Source organism: Telluria sp. RT2P19, assembly GCF_059685725.1.
This window is the reverse complement of record NZ_JCASIL010000008.1, coordinates 1-26,144: the sequence shown is the minus strand read 5'-3', so window position 1 is coordinate 26,144 and position 26,144 is coordinate 1. Positions and strand designations below refer to the sequence as shown.

At 58.8% G+C, this 26,144-nt stretch carries 19 protein-coding genes and 1 pseudogene; 6 read left to right on the top strand and 14 right to left on the bottom strand.

Annotated features, from left to right (window positions below; translation table 11 throughout):
• Positions 1–163: 163 nt before the first annotated feature.
• Positions 164–931: a 5'-methylthioadenosine/adenosylhomocysteine nucleosidase gene (locus AC56KW_RS11810; protein ID WP_497170927.1), complete on the top strand. Its 768-nt coding sequence runs from the start codon at positions 164–166 to the stop codon at positions 929–931.
• On the opposite strand, the gene ald is transcribed toward AC56KW_RS11810, so the two are convergent.
• The gene (gene ald / locus AC56KW_RS11805) at positions 928–2,043 is read right to left on the bottom strand and encodes an alanine dehydrogenase (RefSeq protein ID WP_497170926.1); all 1,116 of its coding nucleotides are present in this window, start codon (positions 2,041–2,043) and stop codon (positions 928–930) included. The two genes, AC56KW_RS11810 and ald, sit on opposite strands and share 4 nt — an antisense overlap.
• A 117-nt stretch (positions 2,044–2,160) precedes the next feature.
• On the bottom strand, positions 2,161–5,808 hold the full coding sequence (gene putA, locus AC56KW_RS11800) for a trifunctional transcriptional regulator/proline dehydrogenase/L-glutamate gamma-semialdehyde dehydrogenase (protein ID WP_497170925.1): 3,648 nt from the start codon (positions 5,806–5,808) through the stop codon (positions 2,161–2,163).
• A gap of 213 nt (positions 5,809–6,021) precedes the next feature.
• Between putA and AC56KW_RS11795 the strand changes: the two genes are divergently transcribed.
• Positions 6,022–6,477, top strand: a complete 456-nt coding sequence (locus AC56KW_RS11795; protein WP_005664065.1) for an Lrp/AsnC ligand binding domain-containing protein — start codon at positions 6,022–6,024, stop codon at positions 6,475–6,477.
• Between the two features lie 88 nt (positions 6,478–6,565).
• Here AC56KW_RS11795 and AC56KW_RS11790 read toward each other — a convergent pair whose 3' ends face one another.
• Complete coding sequence (locus AC56KW_RS11790) at positions 6,566–7,519, bottom strand: LysR family transcriptional regulator (protein WP_497170924.1); 954 nt, start codon at positions 7,517–7,519, stop codon at positions 6,566–6,568.
• A gap of 139 nt (positions 7,520–7,658) precedes the next feature.
• Here AC56KW_RS11790 and AC56KW_RS11785 point away from each other — a divergent pair, with 139 nt between their 5' ends.
• The gene (locus AC56KW_RS11785) at positions 7,659–7,943 is read left to right on the top strand and encodes a hypothetical protein (protein ID WP_497170923.1); all 285 of its coding nucleotides are present in this window, start codon (positions 7,659–7,661) and stop codon (positions 7,941–7,943) included.
• A gap of 621 nt (positions 7,944–8,564) precedes the next feature.
• Here AC56KW_RS11785 and AC56KW_RS11780 read toward each other — a convergent pair.
• The 4 genes from AC56KW_RS11780 to AC56KW_RS11765 all read right to left on the bottom strand — a co-directional run bounded on the left by AC56KW_RS11780 (position 8,565) and on the right by AC56KW_RS11765 (position 11,053).
• On the bottom strand, positions 8,565–8,825 hold the full coding sequence (locus AC56KW_RS11780) for a YfhL family 4Fe-4S dicluster ferredoxin (protein ID WP_497170922.1): 261 nt from the start codon (positions 8,823–8,825) through the stop codon (positions 8,565–8,567).
• A 15-nt stretch (positions 8,826–8,840) separates the two neighbouring features.
• The gene (gene coaD, locus AC56KW_RS11775; RefSeq protein ID WP_109345716.1) at positions 8,841–9,341 is read right to left on the bottom strand and encodes a pantetheine-phosphate adenylyltransferase; all 501 of its coding nucleotides are present in this window, start codon (positions 9,339–9,341) and stop codon (positions 8,841–8,843) included.
• 122 nt (positions 9,342–9,463) lie between these two features.
• Complete coding sequence (gene rsmD, locus AC56KW_RS11770) at positions 9,464–10,120, bottom strand: 16S rRNA (guanine(966)-N(2))-methyltransferase RsmD (protein WP_497170921.1); 657 nt, start codon at positions 10,118–10,120, stop codon at positions 9,464–9,466.
• Between the two features lie 54 nt (positions 10,121–10,174).
• A complete protein-coding gene (locus tag AC56KW_RS11765; protein ID WP_497170920.1) occupies positions 10,175–11,053 on the bottom strand; it encodes a DUF6279 family lipoprotein in 879 nt (292 codons plus the stop codon).
• Between the two features lie 40 nt (positions 11,054–11,093).
• Between AC56KW_RS11765 and glmU the strand changes: the two genes are divergently transcribed.
• Positions 11,094–12,470 carry a bifunctional UDP-N-acetylglucosamine diphosphorylase/glucosamine-1-phosphate N-acetyltransferase GlmU gene (gene glmU, locus AC56KW_RS11760; RefSeq protein WP_497170919.1) on the top strand — a complete coding sequence of 459 codons (1,377 nt, stop codon included), beginning with the start codon at positions 11,094–11,096 and terminating at the stop codon, positions 12,468–12,470.
• 124 nt (positions 12,471–12,594) lie between these two features.
• Here glmU and AC56KW_RS11755 read toward each other — a convergent pair whose 3' ends face one another.
• Positions 12,595–13,068, bottom strand: coding sequence for an Lrp/AsnC family transcriptional regulator (locus AC56KW_RS11755; protein WP_497170918.1), 474 nt, complete (start codon positions 13,066–13,068; stop codon positions 12,595–12,597).
• Positions 13,069–13,227: 159 nt separating this feature from the next.
• Here AC56KW_RS11755 and glmS point away from each other — a divergent pair, with 159 nt between their 5' ends.
• The gene (gene glmS / locus AC56KW_RS11750) at positions 13,228–15,057 is read left to right on the top strand and encodes a glutamine--fructose-6-phosphate transaminase (isomerizing) (RefSeq protein ID WP_497170917.1); all 1,830 of its coding nucleotides are present in this window, start codon (positions 13,228–13,230) and stop codon (positions 15,055–15,057) included.
• A 421-nt stretch (positions 15,058–15,478) separates the two neighbouring features.
• On the opposite strand, the gene AC56KW_RS11745 is transcribed toward glmS, so the two are convergent.
• From AC56KW_RS11745 to AC56KW_RS11720, 6 genes and pseudogenes are all read right to left on the bottom strand, one after another.
• A complete protein-coding gene (locus AC56KW_RS11745; protein ID WP_497170916.1) occupies positions 15,479–16,057 on the bottom strand; it encodes a hypothetical protein in 579 nt (192 codons plus the stop codon).
• Positions 16,058–16,393: 336 nt separating this feature from the next.
• Positions 16,394–16,975, bottom strand: coding sequence for an MltR family transcriptional regulator (locus tag AC56KW_RS11740; protein ID WP_497170915.1), 582 nt, complete (start codon positions 16,973–16,975; stop codon positions 16,394–16,396).
• A 70-nt stretch (positions 16,976–17,045) separates the two neighbouring features.
• Positions 17,046–19,577 carry a S8 family peptidase gene (locus tag AC56KW_RS11735; RefSeq protein ID WP_497170914.1) on the bottom strand — a complete coding sequence of 844 codons (2,532 nt, stop codon included), beginning with the start codon at positions 19,575–19,577 and terminating at the stop codon, positions 17,046–17,048.
• A 53-nt stretch (positions 19,578–19,630) separates the two neighbouring features.
• Positions 19,631–20,608, bottom strand: coding sequence for an AAA family ATPase (locus AC56KW_RS11730; protein ID WP_497170913.1), 978 nt, complete (start codon positions 20,606–20,608; stop codon positions 19,631–19,633).
• A gap of 1,601 nt (positions 20,609–22,209) precedes the next feature.
• A pseudogene (locus AC56KW_RS11725) lies at positions 22,210–22,449 on the bottom strand (IS30 family transposase); the annotation flags it as partial.
• Positions 22,450–23,402: 953 nt separating this feature from the next.
• Positions 23,403–24,953: an AAA family ATPase gene (locus tag AC56KW_RS11720; RefSeq protein WP_497170912.1), complete on the bottom strand. Its 1,551-nt coding sequence runs from the start codon at positions 24,951–24,953 to the stop codon at positions 23,403–23,405.
• Positions 24,954–25,492: 539 nt separating this feature from the next.
• On the opposite strand from AC56KW_RS11720, the gene AC56KW_RS11715 reads away from it, so the two are divergent.
• On the top strand, positions 25,493–26,144 hold a 652-nt coding region (locus AC56KW_RS11715), incomplete at its 3' end, for a transposase family protein (RefSeq protein WP_497170911.1).

Genomic DNA, 26,144 nt, shown 5'->3' with positions numbered 1-26,144 from the left:
CTGTGTACAATCCGGTCCTTATGCACAGTCGTATCGCTGAACGACCTTCCTGGACGTCGAGAAGCTGCTGGTAGCCGATCGCAGCTCGTGTCAATGCCTGCACCCCCCTGGACGGCCTGGAGCAGCCCAGGATGTCTCCAAACCCTTCAATCAACAGAAAAACATGCGTCTAGGGATCATCAGCGCCTTGCACGAAGAACAGGCAGGGCTCGTGGAAGCCATGGAAGGGGCCGCCACGCTCATCTACGGCAAACGCGAGTTCCGGGTCGGGCAGCTGTGGGAAATCGACGCTGTGTGCGTTTTATCGCGTATTGGCAAGGTTGCCGCTGCCATGACAGCGACAACGCTTGTGGAAAAGTTCGGAGTTACGCACATCCTCTTCACCGGCGTCGCCGGTGCGGGGGACAAGACGATCCGTGTTGGCGACATCGTCGTGGCCGAATCGCTGGTCCAGCACGATATGGATGCGAGCCCCCTGTTCCCGCGTTTCGAGGTCCCGCTGACCGGGCAGGCATATTTCCAGCCCGACCAGCACCTGTCATCGCGCCTGTCCAGCGCCGCCCATGCTTTCCTGGAGTGCGACTTCGTGGACATGATCGCGGAATCCGAAAGACAGGCCTTCGGCCTTGCCCAGCCACGGGTACACCGCGGGCTGGTCGCCAGCGCAGACCAGTTCGTCAACGATCGCCTGCGCATCGAGGCACTGAACGATGCCCTGCCCGGGCTGGTCGCGGTGGAGATGGAAGGCGCCGCAGTGGCGCAGGTCTGTCATGAACTCGACGTGCCATTCGCCGTGATCCGCGCGATCTCGGACAACGCCAATGAAAACGCGGCCCACGACTTCATGCGCTTCGTGAAGTCGGTGGCCGCGCACTATGCTTTCCACATTACCCGGCGCCTGTGCCGGAGTATGGCAAGTCAGACCCTCTAGTCCAGTAGCGAGTCGGCGCGAATGTAGTCGTAGCCCAGCGCCTGGGCGACGGCCTCGAAGGTTACCTTGCCCAGGCAGACGTTCAGGCCATGGCGCAAATGGATATCGTCCGCCAGTGCGCGCCGCCAGCCCTTGTCGGCCAGTGCCAGGGCATGCCCGATCGTCGCGTTGTTCAGGGCGAACGTCGACGTGCGCGCCACCGCGCCCGGCATGTTCGCGACGCAGTAGTGGACTACGCCGTCGACCAGGAAGGTCGGATCGGCGTGGGTGGTCGGGCGCGAGGTCTCGAAGCAGCCGCCCTGGTCGATCGCCACGTCGACGATTACCGACCCTTTCTTCATGCGCGAGACCATGTCGCGCGTGACCAGCTTGGGCGCTGCGGCGCCCGGCACCAGTACCCCGCCGATGACCAGGTCGGCCGAGAGAACCGCTTCCTCGAGCGCATGGGAGGTGGAATACAGGGTCGAGATGCGATTGCCGAATACCAGGTCGAGCTGGCGCAGTCGATCGACGTTCTTGTCGAGCACCGTGACACGGGCGCCGGTGCCGACCGCCATCTGCAGCGCATTGGCGCCAACCACGCCGGCGCCGATGATGACGATATGGCCGGCCGCCACCCCAGGCACGCCGCCCAGCAGCAGGCCCATGCCGCCACGTGATTTCTCGAGGTGGGCGGCGCCGGCCTGGATCGACATGCGGCCCGCGACTTCGCTCATTGGCGCAAGCAAGGGCAAGCCGCCGCCCGGGCCGGTGATCGTTTCGTAGGCAATGCAGACAGCGCCCGATTTGACCAGGGCTGCGGTTTGCTCTGGATCCGGGGCGAGGTGGAGGTAGGTATAGAGGATTTGCCCTTCGCGCAGCATGGCGCATTCGGCAGGTTGCGGCTCCTTGACCTTGACGATCATGTCGGCGCGCGCGAAGACTTCTTGCGCGCTGTCGACGATGGTGGCGCCGGCGGCGGTGTAGTCGGCATCCGTCAGGCCGATGTCGAGGCCCGCGCCCTGCTGCACGATGACCTCGTGGCCGCGCGCCGTCAGTTCGTGTACCGAAGGCGGCGTGAGGCCTACCCGGTATTCGTGGTTCTTGATTTCTCTTGGAACGCCTACAAGCATGGTTGTCTCCTGTTGTGGATGTGTTCTTGCGGTGCTTCTCCTGCTGGTTTGCCGTTGGTTGGATGGGTGGACGTCGGCGGCATTGCCGCCGACCTCACGATTATTTGATAACGATCTTTACAGGCCCAGCGTCATCAGGCTTGCGTTGCCGCCAGCGGCCGTCGTGTTGACACAGACGGCGCGTTCGGCGACCAGGCGCCACAGGTCCACCGGGACCAGGGCGTCGGTATCGACGATGCCGACGATCGCGCCGGGACGCGCCGCCAGTTGCGTACGCAGCGATCCGGCAAGGCCGGATTCGACCAGTGCGATCGCGATGTCGGCCGCATCGATCTCTTCCTTGCCGACGAAGCGCACACGGTCCTTCACCGCTGCAGGCAGGTTGGTCGGAATCGCGTCCGGCGTCGGCGCCAGCACCAGCGCGCGGTTGCCGGTGGCGAGGCTGGCAGCCAATTGGTTGAGCAGGCCGGCCGCCGTGCCCGGCGCGCACAGCACCGTGCCACGCGGCGTGAACGACAGGCGATTGCTTTCACCGGTCGGGCCGGGCAAGTCCATCGACACGCCATTGAGCGAGGTGCGCGCATACCCCTCGGCCAGCGCGGCCGCCGGTTGCTGGCCGTTGGCGCGCAGCCAGCCGATCAAGGCCTCCAGCGCCGCTTCCGGCTGGCGCACATGGTCCATCAACGGCGCTGCGCCGCGCTGCAGGCGCTTCAGGTAGAGCGGGCCGCCGGCTTTTGGACCGGTGCCCGACTTGCCTTCGCCGCCAAAGGGCTGCACGCCGACCACCGCGCCGACGATATTGCGGTTGACGTAGATATTGCCGACGTGGGCGCGGTTGACGATGTAGTCGATGGTTTCATCGATGCGCGAATGCACGCCCAGGGTCAGGCCATAGCCGGTGGCGTTGATCGCATCGATCACCGACGGCAGATCGGCGCGGCGGTAGCGCACGATGTGCAGCACCGGGCCGAAGACTTCCTGCTTGAGTTCCGCCAATGAGGCGATCTCCAGCACCGTCGGCGGCACGAAGGTGCCGGCGTTGCACGACGCCGCCGGCAGCTCGAGTGCGAAGTGGCTGCGCGCGGTGGCCTTGGTGCGCTCGATGTGGGCCAGCAGATTGCGCTGGGCTTCTGCATCGATCACCGGGCCGATATCGGTCGCGAGGCGGTCCGGGCTGCCGACGCGCAGTTCCTGCATCGCGCCCTTGAGCATCCTGATGGTCTTGTCGGCGATATCGTCCTGCAGGAACAGCACGCGCAGCGCCGAACAGCGCTGGCCGGCCGAGTCGAAGGCCGACGAAAGCACGTCCTGCACCACCTGCTCCGGCAGCGCCGAGGAATCGACGATCAGCGCGTTCTGGCCACCGGTCTCCGCCACCAGCGGGATGTCGATGCCTTCCTGCTCCGCACGCTTGGCCAGCGTGCGGTTGATGAGCTGGGCGACCTCGGTCGAGCCGGTGAAGATCACCCCCTTGATGCGGCTGTCCGCCGTCAGGGCGGCGCCGACCACCTCGCCGCGGCCCGGCAGCAGCTGCAGCGCGGCACGCGGCGTGCCCGCCTCGAGGAACAGCTCGACCGCGCGGTAGGCGATCAGCGGGGTTTGCTCGGCCGGCTTGGCCAGCACCACGTTGCCGGCGGCCAGAGCGGCCGCCACCTGGCCGGTGAAGATCGCCAGCGGGAAGTTCCAGGGGCTGATGCAGCTGACCGGACCAAGCGCCTCTGCCTGGGACGAGCCACGCACCTGCACCGCGTAGTAGCGCAGGAAGTCGACCGCTTCGCGCAATTCCGCGATGGCGTTCGGCAGCGATTTGCCGGCCTCGCGCACGGCCAGGGCCATCAGTTCGACGCCGTGTCGCTCGAACAGGTCGGCGCTGCGCTCCAGGATGGCGGCGCGTTCGTGCGTCGCGGTGGCGGCCCATTCGCCGGCGAAGGCGCTGGCCGCCGCCAGGGCGGTTTCGACGTCGGCCCGCGAGGCTTCGCTCACCTGGCCGACGATGTCGCTCGACACCGCGGGATTGACCACATTGGCAGGCTGGCCGGCGTCGACCGCGCCTGCGGTCAAGGGACCGGCGACGTGCTGGCGCTGCTGCGCGAGGCCAACCGCCACCGTGGCCAGGATGTCTTCGTTGACCAGGTCCATGCCAATCGAGTTCTTGCGCTCTGCGCCGAACATATCGAGCGGCAGCGCGATCGCTGGATGCGGCTTGCCGCCGCTGGCGCGCGCGACCTCGAACGGATCGGTGAGCAGGGAGTCGATCGCCACGTTCTCGTCGACGATCTGGTTCACGAACGAGGAATTCGCGCCGTTTTCGAGCAGGCGGCGCACCAGGTAGGCCAGCAGGGTTTCGTGGGAACCGACCGGCGCGTAGATGCGGCAGGCTTTATCGAGGTTCTTGCTGCCCACGACCTGGTCGTACAGCGTCTCGCCCATGCCGTGCAGGCACTGGAATTCGTAATTGCTGACGTTGGCGAGCTTGGCCCAGGTGTAGATGACCGACAGCGAGTGCGCGTTGTGGGTCGCGAATTGCGGGTACAGCAGGTCGGCCGCTGCCAGCAGCTTGCGCGCGCAGGTCAGGTACGACACATCGGTGTACACCTTGCGCGTATAGACCGGATAGCCCGGCATGCCGTCGACCTGGGCGCGCTTGATCTCGGCGTCCCAGTAGGCGCCCTTGACCAGGCGCACCATGAATTTGCGCCCGCTCCGCTTGGCCAGGTCGACCAGGTAATCGATCACGAACGGGCAGCGTTTTTGATACGCCTGCACCACCAGGCCGATGCCTTCGAAGCCGGCCAGTTCTGGGTCGAATGCGAGGGCTTCGAGCAGGTCGAGCGAGATCTCGAGGCGGTCGGCTTCCTCGGCATCGATATTGATGCCGATGTTGTAGCGCTTGGCCAGCAGGACCAGGCTGCGCACGCGCGGCAGCAGCTCGCCCATCACGCGCGCATATTGTGCGCGGCTGTAGCGCGGGTGCAGGGCCGACAGCTTGATCGAGATGCCCGGGCCGTCCTTGATGCCGCGGCCGTTGGAGGCCTTGCCGATCGCATGGATGGCCTGCTCGTACGAAGCGTAGTAGTTCTTCGCGTCGGTTTCGGTCAGCGCCGCTTCGCCCAGCATGTCATAGGAGTAGCGATAGCCGCGGCCTTCGTTGTCGCGGCTGTTCTTCAGGGCTTCGTCGATGGTCTGGCCGGTGACGAACTGGTTGCCCAGCATGCGCATCGCCATATCGACGCCCTTGCGGATCAGCGGTTCGCCGCCCTTGGCGATCAGGCGCGTGAGCGCCGAGCCGAGTCCTTGCTCGCTATTGGTCGAGACCAGTTTACCGGTGATGAGCAGGCCCCAGGTCGCCGCGTTGACGAACAGCGAGGGCGATTCGCCCAGGTGCTTGCGCCAGTCGCCGCGGCTGATCTTGTCGGCGATGAGGCGGTCGGCGGTCTCGCTGTCCGGAATGCGCAGCAGCGCCTCGGCCAGGCACATGAGCGCAACGCCTTCTTCGGACGACAGCGAGAATTCATGCATCAGCGCGTCCACGCCGGAAGCGCGCGTACGTTTTTCGCGCACTGCCGAAACGAGGCGATGCGCCAGCGGCTGGGCGTCTGCGCTCGGCGTTGCGCCCTGCGCCAGCAGCCATTGCACGGCCTCGGCTTCATCGCGGCGGTAGGCGGCGGTGATGGCGGCGCGCAGGGGCGTTTGCTCGCGCTTGGTTTCAGCGTGGAGGGCGTCGAAAGGGACGAAGGTGGAGGCCGGGGAAGCAGCGATCTGCATGGCTATCTAGTCAAAGGAAAAAAATCACAACGAAGGCCACCGCACAGCAAAAGCGCCGTCCTGCAAAAGGCAGTCGGCGCGGTTTGTAAGTGGGTGGAAATGATTCGATTGTAGAAGGATTTCTTCTGGATTTATTCTGTTTTTAAACCAGACTAGCAATAGATAGTTTTTGATGCGACAATCTGACCGAATAATATTTACGGGAGACACCCGATGTTGGACAAGATCAGCAAGAAGATCCTCGCGGAGCTACAGAATGACGGCCGCATCAGTAACGTGGAACTGGCGGCGCGCGTGAACCTGTCGCCGGCGGCTTGCCTCGAGCGTGTGCGCAAGCTGCACGAATCGGGCTATATCATGGGCTACACGGCCCAGCTCAACCCGCAGTTGCTCGATGTGTCGCTGCTGGTCTTTATCGAGGTGGTGCTCGATCGTACCACTCCCGAGGTCTTCGATGCGTTCAAACAGAGCGTGCAAATGATTCCCGAGGTGCTGGAATGCCATATGGTGGCTGGCGGCTTCGACTACCTGGTCAAGGCGCGCGTGAAGGACATGGCTGCCTATCGCGAGTTCCTGGGCAAGACGCTGCTGCAAAAAGGCGTGCGTGAAACGCACACCTACGCCGTGATGGAAGAAGTCAAGAATACGACCAAGCTGCCGATTCGCTGAGTACGACACAGCGTTTCGACATGAAAAAGGCCAGGCATGTTTGCCTGGCCTTTTGTTTCACGTGAAACATTTTGATTTGCTGGCGCTGTCAGACGATCTTGCGCACACCCGTCTTGGATGCACTTTCGGCCATCGATTCCAGGTTCTTGCGCAGCCAGCGGTGGGCCGGGCTGCGGCCATCGCGTTCGTGCCACAGCATATCGAGGTGGACCGCCGGCAATTGCAGTGGCAGTTCTTTCCAGATCAGCACATCGGTCATGCCGGTCGAGACCATCAAGTGCTTCGGCAGCACGGTGATCAGGTCGGAGTTGGCCACTACCCTGCCCGCCGTAAAGAACTGGTTCACCGTTAGCAGGATGCGGCGTTCGCGCCCGAGCTGGGCCAGCGCTTCGTCGACCAGGCCATGGGCGCGGCCCGAGAAGCTCACCAGGAGGTGGTTCGCCTTGCAATAAGTGTCGAGGTCGAGCTTTTCCTTGGCCAGCGGGTGGTCCTTGCGCATCACGCACACATAGACCCCCGAATACAGGCGCTCGTGGCGGATCGGCGAACCGGTCTCGTACGAGAGCTGGGCGGCAACTCCAGGAAAGAAGCCGACCGCCAGGTCGATGTCGCCACGCAGCAGCATCGGACGCGGTTCGCGCGTAGTCAGCGGCACCATGCGGATGTTCACGCCCGGGGCCTCGCGCTCGATCGAGCGCATCAGCGACGGCAGCCACAGCGCCGCGGTCGCATCGGCCATCGCCATGCGGAAGGTGGCTTGCGCCTTGGAGACGTCGAAGGTTTCGGGCATCACCGCCGCTTCCAGCGCGGCCAGGGCCTGGCGCACGGCCGGCCACAGCGCCTCGGCGCGCGGTGTCGGCTTCACGCCGTAGGCAGTGCGGATCAAGAGCTCGTCGCCCAGGCTTTCTCGCAAACGCTTGATGGCGTTCGACACTGCAGGCTGGGTCATGGCCAGGTGGCCGGCGGCGCGGGTCAGGTTCTGCTCGGTCATCACCGCATCGAATACGCGCAGCAAGTTCAGGTCAAGCGTCAGAAAGCTCATGGGATTTCAGGAGAAAACTGTTGTGAATACAAGTGTACATCAAATCATTCACAAACAGTATAAGCACCATCAGCGAACGGAATTAGATTTATATGTTGCGACGCACTATAGTTCTCAACAATAACAGAACGAGCCTATCATGTCTTCCACCGCCGCCTTAGCCCAAGCCACTGCCGCCCTGCCTTACGCCCAGGTGTTCAGCACTACCGTCTACCTTGCCCTGCTGGCGGGTTTCGTCCTGTTTTTCCGCCCGCTCCTGGTCGGCATCGGCCGCGCCCTGTACCTGACCGTGCGCCCACGCCGCAGCAAGGCCGAAATGGCTGCACGCCGCGCCCTGGACGAAGCGCTGTCGCTCAAGCGCAAGCTGGCCAGCCTGGACCCGGTCGACGCCGCCGAAGTGCGCGCGATGGGCATCCGCCACTGATTATTCCCGAACTTCTCCCCTGACGCGGCCTCCGGAAACGGACGCCGCGTTTTTTTTCGTCCCCCTTTCGTAGCCTGCGAGGGCCGTACGGTACTTCCGGGCTGGAAACCGCCCGGTTGTGTCGTCATGCCTGGTGACTTCGCGTTACCGAGGTTTTCTCGGCCGTCTTATTTAACAAAGTTCACAAAGAGTCAAAAAAGACGAGATTTAAAAAAATCGTTATATTGAAAATTAACGTCATAATGAGTGAACTTGGATACATAAAGAGAAAAAATTGAGTGCATATCCGTCATCTGGCAAACGGATGAAAGGGGAATCCAAAATATCGATAAATACCGGATTTTCTTATTATATATATCAATATTGGCTGCATGAAGAACGAAGTTCACATAATTTACGTTTCGACTAATTAAAAATATTACTTATGGTAATAGTCGAGCCGAAGGAAAAAAGTCGACCGAAAAGCGCGAAAGTATGAAAACCAGTCTGGACGAGGGGAAGGAGCGAGGGCCGGCGTGCGTGGTGACCGCATGCCGAGCGAGCCGGTACGTGGCGAGGAAAACAGGGCAGGGAAACCGAGCAGGGAAATAAAAAAGCCGGCGAGAATGCCGGCTGGGAGGGTCAGGCGACGGCTTTATCGGCCGTCAATCGTTGGTACTTGATGAGGAGTTCTTCGCGCGACTCGCGCCATTCCGGATTGAGCGGTATGCAGGCAACCGGGCACAGCTGCACACATTGCGGCTCATCGAAATGTCCGACGCACTCGGTGCATTTGTGCGGATCGATCTGGTAATACTCTTCGCCCATCGAAATCGCATCGTTCGGGCATTCAGGTTCGCAGACGTCGCAGTTGATGCAGTCGTCGGTAATCAGTAAAGCCATGGTAGGTCCAGTAGATCAGGCCTTCGGTGTTTGCGCCATGCTGGCGATCTTTTGCTGCAGCCAGCGGTCGACCGATGGGAAAACGAATTTGGAGACGTCGCCGCCCAGCATCGCGATCTCACGCACGATGGTGCCCGAGATGAACTGGTATTGGTCGGACGGGGTCAGGAACATGGTTTCGACATCCGGCAGCAGGTAGCGGTTCATGCCCGCCATCTGGAACTCGTATTCGAAATCGGATACCGCGCGCAGACCGCGCACGATGACACGGGCGTCATGCTTGCGCACGAAGTCCTTGAGCAGGCCCGAAAAGCTCTCTACCTGCACATTGGGGTAATGGCCAAGCACTTCGTTGGCAATATCCAGGCGTTCCTCGAGCGTGAAGAACGGACGCTTGTTGCGGCTGTCGGCGACGCCGACCACCAGTCGGTCGAACAGGCCGGATGCGCGACGTACCAAATCCTCGTGGCCGCGGGTCAGCGGATCGAACGTACCTGGATAAACGGCTACAACCATTGCGGCTCCCTGAAATATGACACCCTGTTGGAACGCGCATTATGCCTGAAAACACGGCATCCGCCCCATGCGGGGGCGGGTTTTGCCCAATGGTTGTGCAGTTTCTACCGCACTGGCGGGACCTAAATGGTCTTTTCTTGCAGCTTCAGCAAATGGAAATACACCATGCCCGCCTTGTCGGCGCGTACCGCTTCCCAGCCGAGCAGCCATTCCGGCACATCGTCGCCTTCGGTCGGCAACGGCGCCTCGGCTTCCGCATACACCATGCCGCCTTCCGCCAGCAGCGCCGTGCACAGCGGCAGGGTCTTGGCCAGCAAGTCCTGCTGATAAGGCGGATCGAGGAAGATCACGTCGAAGCGCTGGCCGCGCGTGGCCATGTCGCGCGCCAGCGTCAAGGCGTCGGCGCGCAGGATGGTGATGTTGGTCGCCTTGAGCTTGTCGCGGTTGGCTTCCAGCTGACGCACGGCCGGACCGTGGTTGTCGACCATGGTGACCACCGCTGCGCCGCGGCTGGCTGCTTCGAAGCCGAGCACGCCCGAACCGGCGTACAGGTCCAGGAAACTGGCCTCGTCCCAGTCGCCGCCGAGCTGGTGGTTGATCCAGTTGAAGACGGTTTCGCGTACGCGGTCAGGGGTTGGACGCAGGCCGAGGGCGTCGACCACTGGCAACAAGGTGCGTTTCCAGGCGCCGCCAATGATGCGGACCTGGTGCTGGGCCATGCGCGGCGCGCCATGGGGCTTGGCGGCTTGCGGCCTTGATTTGGTGGACTTTCTTTGCATGGGCGGCACTATAGCATGCAGGTTTGCGCGCTTGCCGGGGCCGCCCTGCCCTGCTTATTTACCGGCCGCCAGCGCCTCGAAATCGTTGATCCAGCCCTGCATGCGCTGCTGTGCATGCGCCTTCTGCTGGGGCGTCGCGATCTTGAGCGCGGTCAGGATGTATTTGGTGGTGTGGTCGATGCTGGCGTCATAGAAGGCCTTGCGTTCGGGCGACTCCATGCGTGTGAACAGCTCGCGCATCAGGGCCTGCACCTTGGCCGTGGTCTGTTCGCGGTTGAGCTTTTTCTGCTGCACCTCTTGCAGCAGCGTCAGGATACGGCGCTGGCGGTACTGGCGCTCCTCGAGCCACTGCTGGTTGTCGAGCGGACGCAGGTCGGAGGCGCGGCGCAGGGTCGCCTCCTGTTCGCTGCTGAAGCGGCCGAACCACAATTCCATCTGCTCCATCGACTTCTTGAAGCGCGCGCGCTGGCGCTTCTCGACGCTGCCGCTCATGAACTTGCGGCGGTATTCGTCGTTTTTGTCCTTGAATTTCTTTTCGATATTGCTGATCTGCCCAGGCGTGATGGACATCGCCAGCGTGGTCACCTCGGGTACCGCACGCTGCGCCAGGCGTTCGCCGCGCACGCGGATCTCGCGGTAGGCGCCCAGCAAGTCGGCCTGGCTGGGGTTGCCGGCTACCTGGCGCTGGAAAGTGCCGAGCAAGGCGGCATAATCGCGCAACTGCGTCTGGCGGTGCCACTGGAACAAGCCATTGATGTCGCGTTTGGCGATGTCGGCCTGCTGTCCTTCGAGGTCGACATAGGAGTTCAACCACCAGTACAGTAAGGTGTCGCCCTGGTTGTACGAAAAGCGAATGGTGCTGCACCCGGCGGCCAGGACCATCAAGGCGATGGCCAACAGCGCAAAGGTGCGCCGGAACAAAGTATCTCGCATGCTAAAATTTTTCATATATTCAACTTTTTGAGAACGGCTTATGAACGTTGTGATCCTCGCCGCCGGCATGGGCAAACGCATGCAATCTGCACTGCCGAAAGTTCTGCATCCACTGGCTGGTAAGCCCCTGTTGCGCCACGTTATCGACGCGGCCCGTAGCTTGAGTCCAAAGAAATTATGTGTGATTTACGGCCACGGCGGCGCAGCGGTGCCCGAGATGGTGTCCGCGCTGGCGCAACAGACCGGTACCGCGATCGACACGGCGCTGCAGCAGCCGCAGCTCGGCACTGGCCACGCGGTGATGCAGGCGGTGCCGCAACTCGATGATGCGGACGCCACCCTGGTGCTGTACGGCGACGTGCCGCTGACCACGGCCGATACCCTGCGCCGCTTGGTCGAGGCAGCCGGGAACGACAAGCTGGGCATCCTGACTGTCGAGCAGGCCAACCCCTTCGGCCTGGGCCGCATCGTGCGCGAAAACGGCAATATCGTGCGCATCGTCGAAGAAAAGGATGCCAGCGAGGCCGAGCGCGCGATCCGCGAGATCAACAGCGGCATCATGGCGATCCCGACCCGCCACCTCAAGAAGTGGCTGGCGGCGCTGTCCAACAACAATGCCCAGGGCGAGTACTACCTGACCGATATCGTGGCCCAGGCCGTCGCGGACGGCGTGCCGGTCGTGTCGGCGCAACCGTCGGGCGAATGGGAAGTGGCGGGCGTCAACAGCAAGGTGCAGCTGGCCGAGCTCGAGCGCCGTCATCAACTGAATATCGCCCACGCCCTGCTGGAAAAAGGCGTGACCTTGATGGATCCGGCGCGCATCGACGTGCGCGGCGAACTCATTTGCGGCCGCGATGTCGTCATCGACGTCGGCTGCGTGTTCGAGGGCCGTGTCGAACTGGCTGATGGCGTTAAAGTTGGCGCCAACTGCGTGCTGGTGGGCGCCACGGTCGGCGCTGGCGCCAATATCAAGCCGTTCTGCCATATCGAAGACGCCACGATCGGTGCTGCCTCGCAAATCGGACCCTATGCGCGCCTGCGTCCCGGTACCGAGCTGGGCGAAGACGTTCATGTGGGTAACTTCGTCGAGGTCAAGAACAGCACCGTCGCCGCGCACAGCAAGGCCAACCATTTGGCCTATATCGGCGACGCCACGATCGGCTCGCGCGTGAACGTCGGCGCGGGCGTCATCACCTGCAACTACGACGGCGCGAACAAGTTCCGTACCGTGATCGAGGACGAGGTGTTCGTGGGCAGCGACAGCCAGCTGGTGGCGCCGGTCACGATCGGCAAGGGCGCGACCATTGGCGCCGGCACCACGCTGACGAAGGATGCGCCGGCCGGCAAGCTGACCATCTCGCGGCCCAAGCAATTGACCGTCGAAGGATGGACCCGCCCGGTGAAAGCGAAGAAGTAATCCACCGGCTATCGACAGGGTAATAACAGGAAATGAACAAGATAAACACAGGGTCATCCCATGGTTACCCCCAGTTCATTCACTTGGTTTCCCACAATATTATCCACAGGCCCGGGCCGGCAATTCAGACGTCTACCCGGGTGTCGAATTTGCTGCGGTGGGTCGAGAAATAGGCTTTTACATTGCGCACGTTCGCGTGCGCCGTGAATAGCCGGTGTGCGAGTTCGTGGTAGGCCGGCATGTCGGCGATCTGCACGATCAGCACGAAGTCCGGCCCCGGCGACACCCGGTAGCACTGCAGCACCGCCGCTTCCTTGGCGGCCAGCTTTTCAAACGCTTCCATGCGCTCGGCAGCCTGCACGTCGAGCGTGATCTCGACGATGGCCGACAGCCGGCTGCCGACCTTGTCGGGCGCCACGATCGCCACCTGGCGCTCGATGACGCCATTCTCGGTCAGCTGTTTTACACGCCGCAGGCAGGTAGGTGGCGAGACGTGCACCAGCGCCGCCAGTTCGGCGTTCGTATGCGATGCGTCAGTCTGCAGAATGTTCAGGATGCGACGATCGAGGTCGTCCAGTGCTGATGATTCGTTGATCATGATGAAATATTCTATAAATATTTACTGCAATATGAAACAATATTTCGTTCTCTTCTCGAAATGAAATAATCTAACAAATTCGGTTGCGCACTGAAAGCATATTTCATTGTAATTGCTCTACGATAAGACTCATCAGTTTAATCACAAGTGAGGTTAGCCATGTGCGGTATCGTCGGTGCAGTCGCCAAACGTAATATCACCCCCGTCCTGATCGAAGGCCTGAAACGCCTCGAATACCGGGGCTATGACTCCTGCGGCGTCGCCATCCACCTGGACGGCCGCCTGACCCGCTCGCGCTCCACGTCGCGCGTGGCCGACCTCGAATCGCAAGTCAAAGAAGCCAGCCTCGACGGCTTCACCGGCATCGCCCACACCCGCTGGGCTACCCACGGCGCCCCTGCGTCGCACAATGCCCACCCCCACTTCTCGCCCACCGAAGACAACGCGCGCATCGCACTTGTCCACAACGGCATCATCGAAAACCACGACGAACTGCGCGCCGAACTGACTGGCCTGGGCTACAAGTTCACGAGCCAGACCGACACCGAGGTCATCGCCCACCTGGTCGACCACCTGTACACCGGCGACCTGTTCGAGACCGTGCAGCAAGCCGTCAAGCGCCTGCACGGCGCCTACGCGATCGCCGTGTTTTGCCGCGAAGAACCGCACCGCGTGATCGCCGCGCGCCAGGGTTCGCCGCTGATCGTCGGCGTGGGCAAGGACGAGAACTTCGTCGCCTCCGACGCGATGGCGCTGGCCGGCACCACCGACCAGATCATCTACCTCGAAGAAGGCGACGTGGTCGACCTGCAGCTGGCCCGTTACTGGATCGTCGACGTCGACGGCCGCCCGGTCGAGCGCGAAGTGAAAACCGTGCACGCCCATACCGGGGCGGCCGAGCTCGGCCCATACCGCCACTACATGCAGAAGGAAATCTTCGAGCAGCCGCGCGTGATCGGCGACACCCTCGAAGGCGTGACCGGCGTGATGCCCGAGCTGTTCGGCGACGGCGCCTATGCGGTGTTCAAGAAGATCGACCGCGTGCTGATCCTGGCCTGCGGCACCAGCTACTACGCGGGTCTCACTGCCAAGTACTGGATCGAATCGGTGGCCAAGGTGCCTGTCAACGTCGAGATCGCCAGCGAATACCGCTACCGCGACAGCGTGCCGGCGCCAAGCACCCTGGTGGTGACCATCTCGCAAAGCGGCGAAACAGCCGACACCCTGGCCGCGCTCAAGCACGCACGCAGCCTCGGCATGGAACATACGCTGACCATCTGCAACGTCTCGACCAGCGCCATGGTGCGCGAATGCCAGCTGGCCTACATCACCCGCGCCGGCGTCGAAGTCGGCGTGGCCTCGACCAAGGCGTTCACCACCCAGCTGGCCGCCCTGTTCCTGCTGACGCTGACCCTTGCTCAGGTTAATGGCCGCCTGACGGATGCCGAGGAAAGCGAACACCTCAAGATGATGCGCCACCTGCCGGTTGCGCTGTCGTCGGTGCTGGCCCTCGAGCCGCAGATCATCGCCTGGGCCGAGGAATTCGCGCGTAAAGAAAATGCCCTGTTCCTGGGCCGCGGCATCCATTACCCGATCGCCCTGGAAGGCGCGCTGAAGCTCAAGGAGATTTCGTACATCCACGCCGAGGCCTACCCGGCCGGCGAACTGAAGCACGGCCCGCTGGCGCTGGTGACCGAAGAGATGCCGGTCGTGACGATCGCGCCGAACGATGCGCTGCTGGAAAAGCTGAAATCGAATATGCAAGAAGTACGTGCGCGCGGCGGTCAGCTGTATGTGTTTGCCGACGTCGATTCCCGGATTACCTCGGGCGATGGGCTGCACGTGATTCGCCTGCCGGAACACTATGGCCTGCTGTCGCCGATCCTGCACGTGGCGGCGCTGCAATTGCTGGCGTATCACACGGCGCTGGCGCGCGGGACTGATGTGGACAAGCCACGCAATCTGGCGAAGTCGGTGACGGTCGAGTAAATCTGTCGAGGGCGGCGCATTTGTTGAATAGACTGAATTATGTCGGTCAACCGCAAATTATGTTTGTCAACTAAGAACTAAGTTCGTCAAACCTTGGCGGAATAAACGGCGTTAAACGGTTACCTGATGTAGCGGCCCATGTGTGCATGATTTGGCCATATGGGCTTTTTTTTGCATTGCTCTTTCTCTATCAATCGAAGTTTTGACAGGCGCCCATGGCCGAAGAACGAAGTTGAGCGATTTCACATCCTTAACAAAACGTTATGCCAAAACAGGTGAAAATCTGGCTCAGTTTCAGAAGGTGTAGTTTGTCCCTAATTTTGGAAGCGAGTCCATTGGCGTCATTTTTGCCCGGAGTTTTTTCAACGGAAAAGGCCGGTTGCTGCCAGTCTGCCCGTTCCACCAGAAAAGGTGAGACACGTTAATCCGCATTTAAGACTTTTGGCTTCGCGCCAAGTTCTTTGGACCTAATCAAGACTTCCAAGTTCGGTACGACACTGGTGTCAAGGTGGTCCTGCATTCGCTGGCTCAGATGGTGCTCGCTGGAAAGATCAATGCCCTCTTGACGCGCCCATGCCCGCAATACGCCCAGCAATACCATGCTGACGTTTTGACCGTCATCCATGTACTGGAGCAGGAAGGCTTTTAGCGTTGTCCGTCCCTCATCGGAATGTAGGTCAAAACCGCCTGGGACGTCATGTAGCCGATGCGCGATGACGTTGCGATATTGGAGGAAGCGATCCAACTGGTCGTCAAAGATGGGATGCAGATCCGTCCGCTGCCGCAGCGCCTTGAGCAGTTGCCCCAAAGTGGCTTTTGAATGTCGCTCAAGTAGGGCCTGAAGCTGTTCCACAGTCTGCAGTGGCTCGCCGTGCAACGGGAACGTCAGGCAAGTGCTCATCAGGCGTTCAACACCCTGTCCCGCGATTACTGCAATGCCCAATGTCTTCAGCACATCGTCCTGTACAGGCTTATAGCCTGATTGCACTTCATCTTTCATGCTCTCCTCTCACCAGAGAACCACACCCGAATGGTTGCGTCGCAGGTTAGTTTAGCTTAGAGCGCCCTGCACATGGCGGGTCAGCATCCGTCTCAGGGTGCAGCTATTCCGGCCCGACTCAATCATTAGTGAACAAGGTACAAAGGCTATAGTTCTTAGAGCCCATGGAAGACAAGCTCGGTCATTGCTGCCATTCGCAAACCACTGGCCGATGTTCATTTCTGGCCGATCTCGGCCGTTTGCGTCAGCATAGCTGGTCAGTACGCCGGAAAATCACGAAATGTGACGAACAGCTGAACCGACCCATTTCGGACCTTCGCAACGCAACGGCATCCTTTAGCTCCCAAGCTTCGCCATAACGATAACGGGCATTCCAGGCGGAGGTAAGCCATCTTCGACTGAACGCCACTTCGTCGCACTTTCTTCGACCCAAGCCTTTGGCTTTCTACGTTCCAATGCCACCCATTCAGGGCGATGATAAAGGCGCAAGGCGAGAACAACCACTGCGTTAGTGAAACGAAATCGTGGATCTTGAAGAGGAAAACCAGCGCCTTGGGGTAGATCAGATTTAAGCGTAGAGCACAAGCCTTGGATGCGGGGACTTGAGAAAGACATACCGTGCTTCTGGTGAGCAAACTCGTTCCGCACCTTGCGAATGAGCCCGATCTCAGTGTATTCAAATTCGTCGATAAGGCCCAGTGCATGGCACGCTTCGATTCTTGACGAGAAGCTGCTGAGTGGTGAACTTCCATCATCAAGTAGTTTTGCAGCGCTCGACAATTCGCAGAAAAATGATCGCAGTGTCTCAGTGAGACGATCATCGATCAGTGCGGCGGCCACCAAAGGCAGCCCACGGTCGGTCTCGCGCTTGAGTTCATCAACGAACTTTGAAAGGTCTTCTGCCGTAGAAAGGAGCATGCGTTTTCCTGTGGCCTAGGCCGCTGGCTTGAACCGTGAATTCTTGATTCACTTAGGTAAATGTGTGATTTTAGGAGACAATATCAATCGTCGTCACTTGCGCTGGCACCGCGATCGTCGCTTTCACCGTAATCGGCGTATACACGTCGACGGCCGTCGTGATGCTTTCCGACACCTCCAGCGAGACGACAAGGGCATAGCGCGCGGTCTTCCTGAACTGACCAGCCTCCTTCCAGTCCTTCCACCAGCCACCGACGGGGATGACCGCAATCTGGGATTTGGCCGCCAGTTGCGCGGCGGTGCCAACCCAAACATCCGAGTGAACTGAGCCCTTTGCGCGAAGTTGCGCGCCCATTGTCCAGTTCTCACTGTCGGGATCCCCATGCGTATCCGTGTCATCCTCGTCACGTTCAAGCTTGTTGATACGTTTGAGGAACATCTCTTCGGATTCGGTGGCGCCGCGCACGGCAAAGCGCAAGGCGTAGGACTGATAGCGAAACTTGCTTTGCCAGCCCCGCCGTGCCGGATTCGGCTCGACGAAATACGACAGCGTCACTCGCATCGCTACTTCGCCATCGAGTGCGAGCAGCTCGTCCCTGGGCCAAGGCAGGTCATGTAGCTGCATCTGTCCGAGCTTGACGTTGGAGCCATCGAGACGATAGGGATAAAATTCCCGTTCGATGACCATGGTCGCGCGGCGCCGGGTAGATGATCGGGACTTCTCCGCGCTGACCAAGCCATAACCAAACGTGCGCAGCAGGTTAATCTTGTCTTGCTTTCGCACGTTAACGGGCAGGAGCCCCCGCATGGCGGGCGTATACCGTGCACCGTGAACGACAAGTGCTCGGATCGTCTCGGGCCAGTAGGACGGATATACGGCGCTGATATGGGCGCACAGGCGAGCTACTTCCGCCGCGGCCGCACTGGTGTCGCCGGATTCTGTCAATGGCTCGTCGACCGGGTCTGGCGACGTCGTGAGCAGGCGCACGGATTCCGGCCCGACCGACACGTGCAAGCCGTGCTCCAGACAGCCGTTCCCTCCTTCTGCAACGACGTCCGGCTTGTAGGGCCACGCGCCGCTCCATGCCGTGGACGTCCTTGACGAGGGACTCAAGGCGCCGGCTGCGGCAATTGCCACGTAGTTGGGATAGGTCGACGCATCCACATGCGTCAGGTCAGTCATGGCGCCGACGGTGATTGCATTCCAGGATTGCGCCGGATTCTCGACGGTACGCACTGCGTTCACGTGTGGGTATTGACTCCACTCTTGCCACGGCACATTCCCGGCGGATAGCACGAACAGACGCTGCTTCCGAACTTCCAGCTCGTCGTCGTCCTCGCTGCCAATCTCGGGGGCCGTCCTGCCGAACGAGAGCTGGTCGATCGTCGCAGACCATTCGGACGGGGCACCGAATATGTCGCCGGACGAGGTGGTCATCATAGCGAAAGTCCGCCTTCTGCCGGGCGCCTGGATCTCGACCCGGTTGGTTGCCACGGCGGTGACCGCGCCATACAGGTGCACAGGGTTTTCGCCCTCTGGTGGAAGGATTTTCACCGACTCGAGACCGTGCGGAATCGTTACCGGCTCGCCAGAGGCGAGCGGCTCGGTCAGGTCTCCATAAAGAGCAAGACCGGCCATGCCAGTGCCGTGGCCATGGTGATCAGATACACCCCAAGTCGGCTCGACAGCGTGACAGTCGTCCGTATGCAGCGCCCGCCGTAACAGAGGATGGCCGTTGTTCACGCCGGTGTCGAGGAGCGTCACGAAAGGTCCGTCGTCCTCTCTCTCATGCTTGGTGCGATCCGCCAAATCCTTAATCCAGCCGGCTTGTTCTTCTGGACAGAGGTCGGCCAAGAAGAACGCTGCGGTCGGCGGCACCGCGCGTACCTCAGCCACCAGATCCAACAGCTGCAGGGCGTTCTCGAACATCGGCCGGTTGCCCTTGGCCGCCACCACGACCCTTCCTGGGAAGGTGACGAAGCCCGGATCGACCTCAATTCCAAGACGCCCCGCCAGGTCCGCGAACCTGTCCCTGACGGCGCTGGATGACAGCTTCGACTTTCTCAACCATACCTGGCACCAGGTCGGCTCGTCGGCGGGCATAGCCAGCGTGTCCGTCCAGAGCTGGGAAAACGCGGCGCGGCGGATATCGTGGATGGCGTTGACCAGGTTGGCATTGGCTGGCTTGTCGGTGTCGCGATAATTCTTCGACTGGTAGTCTTGGATGCGGGTGGCAAGTGCCGTCAGCTTTCCGTCCGGGACGAAAAGCGTGACCGTATCTGCAACGCTGCCTTCTACTACCGAAAGCAGCTCCACACCATCTTTCTTCCATTCGAAGGTTTTATAATCGATCGAATTTTTCGGAACAATGTCGACGGCAATCGTCAGGCCGCTTTGCTGCGGGAGTTCGAGTTCCGCTCGTTGCGCATTCAGGTCCTGCTCATGAACTTCTAGGGCGGCGACTTTGGCAAGCAACTGGCGCCCGTGCTCTTCCCGATCACGCTGCGGCGCGGTTTGCCGTCGAACGGAAAGCGGGGACTGAAAATCCTGTGATTGAACGAATCCATTAATCACAATATGCGGAAGACTCTGTTCTGCCATGCAAGGCCTTTTGAATTATCTCTTCGAGAATTCTACAGGTTTCCTTGTGGATATCACAATGGTTTGCTGGAGGCTCTTTCCTGCAGATGTAGAACGACGTTATCGAACGATATTTGCTCGTCACCAGCGATGACAGCGTCCTTTACCGCGTCCTGGCACGCGCGAACGATGTCCGCATGCGACTCACCCTGGCCGTATTTGGCCAGTTCGCGATAATCGAATGTATCTGGCGCGTATAAAGCGAGCTTATTCCGTAACAGAGCCTCGATCTGGCGTTCATCAGGCGCATCGTAGCGAATGATGTCGTCAAAACGGCGGAACAGGGCAACGTCCAGATCTTTCGCGTGGTTGGTGGCTGCGACAATCAGGCTGTCGGACCCGTCTTGCTCGATCAACTGGAGGAACATGTTGAGCGTTCTACGCATCTCAGCGACGTCATGCTGGCTTCCTCGCTGCAGGCCAAGCGAATCGAACTCGTCGAAAAAATACACGCCCTTGGTCGACTTGAGGGCGTCGAAAACGAGGCGAAGTTTAGCGGCGCTCTCTCCCATGAACTTGGTGATCAAGCTGTCGAATCGGGCTGTAAACAGGGGAAGTCTCAGCTCTCCAGCCAATACCGCCGCCGTCATCGTTTTACCGGTGCCGGGTGGACCTACGAGGAGAAGCTTGCGTCGCGGGCTCAGGCCATGCGCCTTCAGTTGCGCGCCATGTCGCTGCTCCTTGAGCACCCGCTGCAATTTTCCTGAGACTCCCTCGGACAGCACCATCTGGTTAAAGTGCTCATGGGGGTACTGAACCGTCAGCAACTCCGAAAGTTCGCCTTTTGGTTGCGCCAAGGGTATCGGTTTGCCAGCCGCCGGTGTCGCCTCGATCTTGGCACGGTCAATCAGGTCGCGTAACTCAGCCGCCAACCTGACATGCCCGCGTAGCGCTTCGTCCGCAGCCACTTGCATTGCAACGGCATAGAAATGGTCGTTATCGTTGCTAGCATGCGCCTTCAGCAGCGCTTTCATTTGGTCAGAACGGGCCATGGGAAAACTCCGGTAATCCTGGTGTATTCGAAAATACGAACACCAAAGTGCAACGACGTTGAGAAGCGAACCGACATGCCTCAACGGCAGAAAGACGTCCGGCCACTATTGAGGTTACCAAAATGCCATGATTCAATCAAGCAACAGAAATTTAGATTGTCTTTAAGTTCGTATGACTGCGAGTCCAGCTAGGCTGTCATAAAAAAACCTATAATTGTATCATGCCACCATACGGTTGAACGTGGCGCCATGAATCTCAAGCGTTGCCAGCGAGAAGACAGGTGCTTACGTCCTAAGGTGCGCTCAACGACCCAGCGCCATCGGCCAAGCCTTTCACGCGACTCAACGTCGTATCGCGCGATCCGTGCTGCGATACCTCGTCGGCGCAACTAAACAAGATGTGCGCGTGAAGCGTACGCTCGATCGGCGTGCAGTTTACCTGGACGCTTACGCGCACGACCGGTAAGCCCTTTAACCGCTGGGATGGCTTCAACGAGTGGAAGAAAACGCGAATCGTGCAACTGGGTACACGAAATCGGGGGTACCAGAAGCAGCCCAAGTTGATCCACTAGCAGATGATGTTCGCAGCCGAGCTTGCCGCGATCGGTCGGATTTCAGCCGGTATGCTCGATCCCACATGATTTGGTCGTGCTCGTGCAGGCGTCGGAGCATTGCCGCGTGGACGCGCTGCCCAACGTCATATCTCATCCATTCGTGGAGCCGGCGTCAACAAGTCATGCCACCGCCGCAGCCGAGTTCACGCGGTAAATATTCCCACGGTATCCCAGGCTTCAGTACAAACAGAATCCTGATTAGGTCGCGCGATCGTTGAGACATGGCCGTCCGCTTTTCGGCGATCTGCGATGGGTCGGGAGATGAGTTGCTACAATCGACTAAAGGTCTTCCGGGAGAAGTGATTGGGCCATAGCATCAGTCGGTCTAGGAACACGGACGTTATCTTAGCTGCCAAACTACAGGCATGTATTTCCGCTATCGACCCAAGCTGTGTAAAAACGCAAAAACTTGAAATTTTCTTGGGTAGGGTTGGCCCCTCCCGAGCTCGAGAAAATCGCGTAACGGCCGTTCGGAGAGGTCGATTTTTTTTGGGAGGATTTTTTTCTCGCGTTTTTACAAAGCATGGACCCGAAACAGCCGTTCAATTTCTTAGAAAAAGGTTGCTACACTCGCTTCGCCTGTAACTGTGACAATGGCCATTGAGGTTACGCTTGCGTTGATGCGTCCACGGTAGTCAGGTTCGAAATAGCAATCGATGGTAAGACTGCGACCAGTTGGGAACAGAAGCTTGATATGCGATTAAGAAGTAAGGTTGAGCTTGACTGTTTTGCTGCCTCCTGGAGGAATTTCGCCAAGCTCATACGATCTACCAGTAACCTGAACATTGACTCACCGGAGCGCTTCAGTCGCTGAATTGCTGAGCGTAAATGGTACTCCGGCAGTCGCAGTCCTGACTGAAAAATACACGACAGCGAGCGATACTATGGCAACCAACGCTACCATTGCGAACCGCAACGATTTTATCATGACCCGTCCGAGTAGCAGTAGCGGCTCGATGAAGATTACGTCCGCCGTTGGCTGCGGATTCAACCGGTCGACGCAACAATTTGATGAAATCGTTGAGCCGGTGTTTCATAGTCGAGCGTCTTCCTGGGGCGCTCGTTTAACCGCCTTGCTACCTCATTCAGTTTAGCCTGCAAGTAGGTCGACAGGTCCAATCCCTTCGGAAAACACTGCCGCAACAGCCCGTTTGTATTTTCGTTGGATCCGCGATGCCAAGGGTTTTGTGGGTCACAGAAGTGGACCTGGATTTGGGTCGCCAACGTGACTCATTGGAAGACGCAGTGACAATTTCTTGAGGCGATCGAAGTTTAGTGAAGGCGCTATACATTTGTGACCTAGACAACATTCCCACCTGGCACTGGGCCTAGAAGGGGGCTGTGTGCGACTTGTTTGTAACCTCCTCCACAGAACCAATCAGACTGAGATAGCGCCTGATATAACGCCGCTTGCCAGGAATTCCGGACCACTCTTCGACGATTAGAGGCTTGCTCACGCAAGTGGGCTTGCAATTGTGCCGTTGGGAGCGGATTCGAAACAATGTCAAAGTAAATATTTACCAGTTCACTCGCTGCGTGTACCCCGTACAGCTCGGCCAAACCAAATACATCGAAGTGGTTTTTCACCATCGCCTGCAAATCTGGAGGCCAATGGGCAGGAGGCGTAGGCGAAAAGACTAAGATCGGTGGGGAGCCTTCCACGACTTGCGCAGTAAGCCATATTTCACCATCCACCGAATCAAAATACGGATGCAGGGTTTGTTCACTCCTACTTGCCGGCCTACGCACGCTAGAGTCGGTATTGCAGTCCTTGCACGCAGGGACCAAGTTAATCGGAGTGACGGTTAGAGTCGCATGTTCTGATTTAGCCAAATGATGATCTAAAGTCGACACGGGTCGTTGGTTGCAGAGTGGGCAGATGCCACCAGGCGCGCCGGCTCGAATAGCATCGTATATCGATCTAGTTGGTCCCCCCTTTCGCATGAACGTTTTGGTATAGAGGGCTTCCATTTCCGCGCGGCTGACCTGGCCGTTGACTGTAGCTGTTGGTGGAATTGTGTAGAGTTCAGACGCGTGACCAAGTGCTCTGTAGTGCGCCTCTGCCGCAGACAGAGAAGCAATTGCACCTTGCAGACGGCCAGCCAATTCCTTGTCCCTGATGCTGTTCGCGCATAGGGTTACAATTGCGGTGAGGCTGTGCATTGGCGGATTTAGCTTTCTCATGAAATGAGCTTAGAATCGCGGGCAGCCAATAGCGCGCGCGCAATCGCCCTTCCTTCTGCCCCTATGTTGCCACCAAAATTCGCTATGATTTGATCGTAATCGGTAAACGGGTTCTGCACGGCCTCTTCGATTAATTTGTAGAAGCCAGCAGTCGTCACCTCGAAACCGAATACTTGCCGCGTCAGCACGCCTAAATTTTCTCCAAAGGTTTCGATTTCCGGACGCTCAGCAAGAGTGTTATGCCCAGCCCTCTGAAGAATCCATGCGCATGACATGGGTACCTCCTGAAGCACCACCGGGGAGTGTGTCGCCAGGATGGCGACGCCGTTACGCCGTACAAGTAGGTTAGACAGGCTCCGAATAAATGCTGATAACAGGGGTGGATGTAAATGTCCTTCAGGCTCATCCATTAAAACCAGAGTTCTTTCATCGACTAGCTCAACGAGACGTGTAATGGTAAGCAGTACAATCTTGTGCCCAGAACTCAGCCGCCTGTGGAAAAACTCAAACGCATTGGCTTCCCAATCGGAGTCAGAGTAGTGCAGCAAGTCGGCAGCGTTAGCATCATCAAAAACAGGGTCGCTAGCCAGCGACATGACCGCCTCATACCAGCGAGCGGCACGCAATCCCTTTCTGCAAAAAGCGAAGCTGTCTGTAAAGTCTTTTGCCAAATCAGCTGGGCTCTTTATCCGGACCTCTTGCGTTCGGGGGTCTTTAACCCGGAGTCCAATGGTATTGGCAGTGACTTCGTTTTTTTGAGATGGCGGCAGATCGAAATCATCAAATGCGCTAAATGACACAACGATTAGACCGGCAAATGTCCAGTCTTGCGAATTGTTGCCGATTGGCGCCAACGTTCCTGATGAGACATCACGCTGATCACCTTTTAATAACGCCTTTGCAAGATGCTGCATGAAATACGTCTTCCCGACGCCATTCCGGCCAATTAGCGCATGAACGTTTGTTGGCGGAGTGGAGTGCGGCGTCACCACAAAATCCATTGGTGGCGGAGGTAAGATACCTGGCCGAGCCTCAGGGCGAACGTATTGGAATTGAAACGGGGTCAGCGTAGCATCCCCACGTGCAAGTCGATGGAGTCGATTAGTGACGTTCGCAGCCGAGTCGCCGCGAAGCAGCGACTCCCCTACGACGTACTCATTGCGAACAGCCGCGAAGATATCGAGGTTGTATGCCATATCTCGAAGGCCTGTGAGTACAGCCAAACAGATCTCTTCCGGCAGAGTCTGAAGTGTCTCATAATAGGTCTCGTTCTGGCCTAATGAGAAGTAGTTCTCTGGTAGAGCTTTAAACTGATCAGGAAGTTTAGGTGCCCGAGTATTTTCAGCAATACTGCCGCCAGGCAAAAGTCCAATATGGCCGATCTTCACGCTCCCAACGTCGTGCAGAAGACCTTTTTCATCATAGACGCGCAAATAAAATTGCGTTCGGTACTTTCCCCAGTCGTCCCATTTATCCTCGACCAGAAACGCGGCACCAATTCCGCCACTTGGGCTGCTTGCGTTTAACCTATCAACCTTAAATTCCACTTGCCACTCCTAGTGTACGCACAATACCCGGTGATAGCACCTGGTAACGAAATTGCTAACACTTGCACAGCATGCAAAGACAGACTAATGCCTGATCAAAGTCACGCTAATTGAGGTAGGAGGCTATTGCTCCTGTTCCACAATAGAATACAAGGGCAGCTGATCCGGTAAAGCAAGCGCAGATGGCCTGTAAACCGTTTTATTGCCAGACGTGTCCTGATAATGGAAATTGTTTGATGGCGAAACAAAATCCACAAAAACTTCAAGCGACAAGATCAAATCGTTAATGTCTTTATTCCAAGAGTTTTTTATGATCTCCAAAATTCTTAAATGTCCTTGATCTTCGATGTGTTCCAAATATCCAAAATGTCCATCAATTAAACCCTGCAAGTTCTCGATCGAGTGATTATATGTTTAGTGCCGTGCGATCATATTCCTCGTCGTAGCTGGCCTTTGTTCCGAGCAAAGGCTATGCTGAACGAGTTGATTGCTGGGTTCAGCAATCCCGGCATGTCACAACATCAGGAGCAGCGTGCAGCATGAGTTCACGTATTCACCCTCAAGCCCGTACTACACCGAAAATTCGTCAAGAGATCAAGGACTCAGGCCTGTCAGATCGCCAGGCGGCCAAGGTCTTCAATGTCAGCCGGGCTACCGCCAAGAAGTGGCTCAAGCGTGATGATGTACAGGACCGTTCCCACCGTGCCCATGTTCTCAAGACCACCCTAAGCGCAGCTCAGGAAGCAATCGTGCTTGCACTGCGCCAGTCGCTTTATTTGCCATTGGATGACCTTCTCTTCGTCACCAGGCAGTACATCAATCCTGACGTCTCTCGCTCCGGTCTTGCCCGTCTTCTGAAGCGGGAAGGCATGTCACGTCTTGAAGATGTCATCCCGAAGGCCGAAGGCGAAACGATCGCGCCGAAAAAGACGTTCAAGGATTACGAACCAGGCTTCGTTCACATCGATATCAAATACTTGCCCCAGATGCCTGACGAAACCTCGCGTCGCTATCTGTTCGTCGCGATCGATCGAGCCACGCGATGGGTTTTCATGCACATCTACGGCGACATGAGTAAGCGTCCAACCGCCCCACCTTCACAGCGGAATCAGGTCGGCGTAGAGTCCGGAAATGGCAGCAGCGAATCGATTCGGCTGTTCGGGCAGGTAGGCAGTTTCTCGAGTGTCTCAG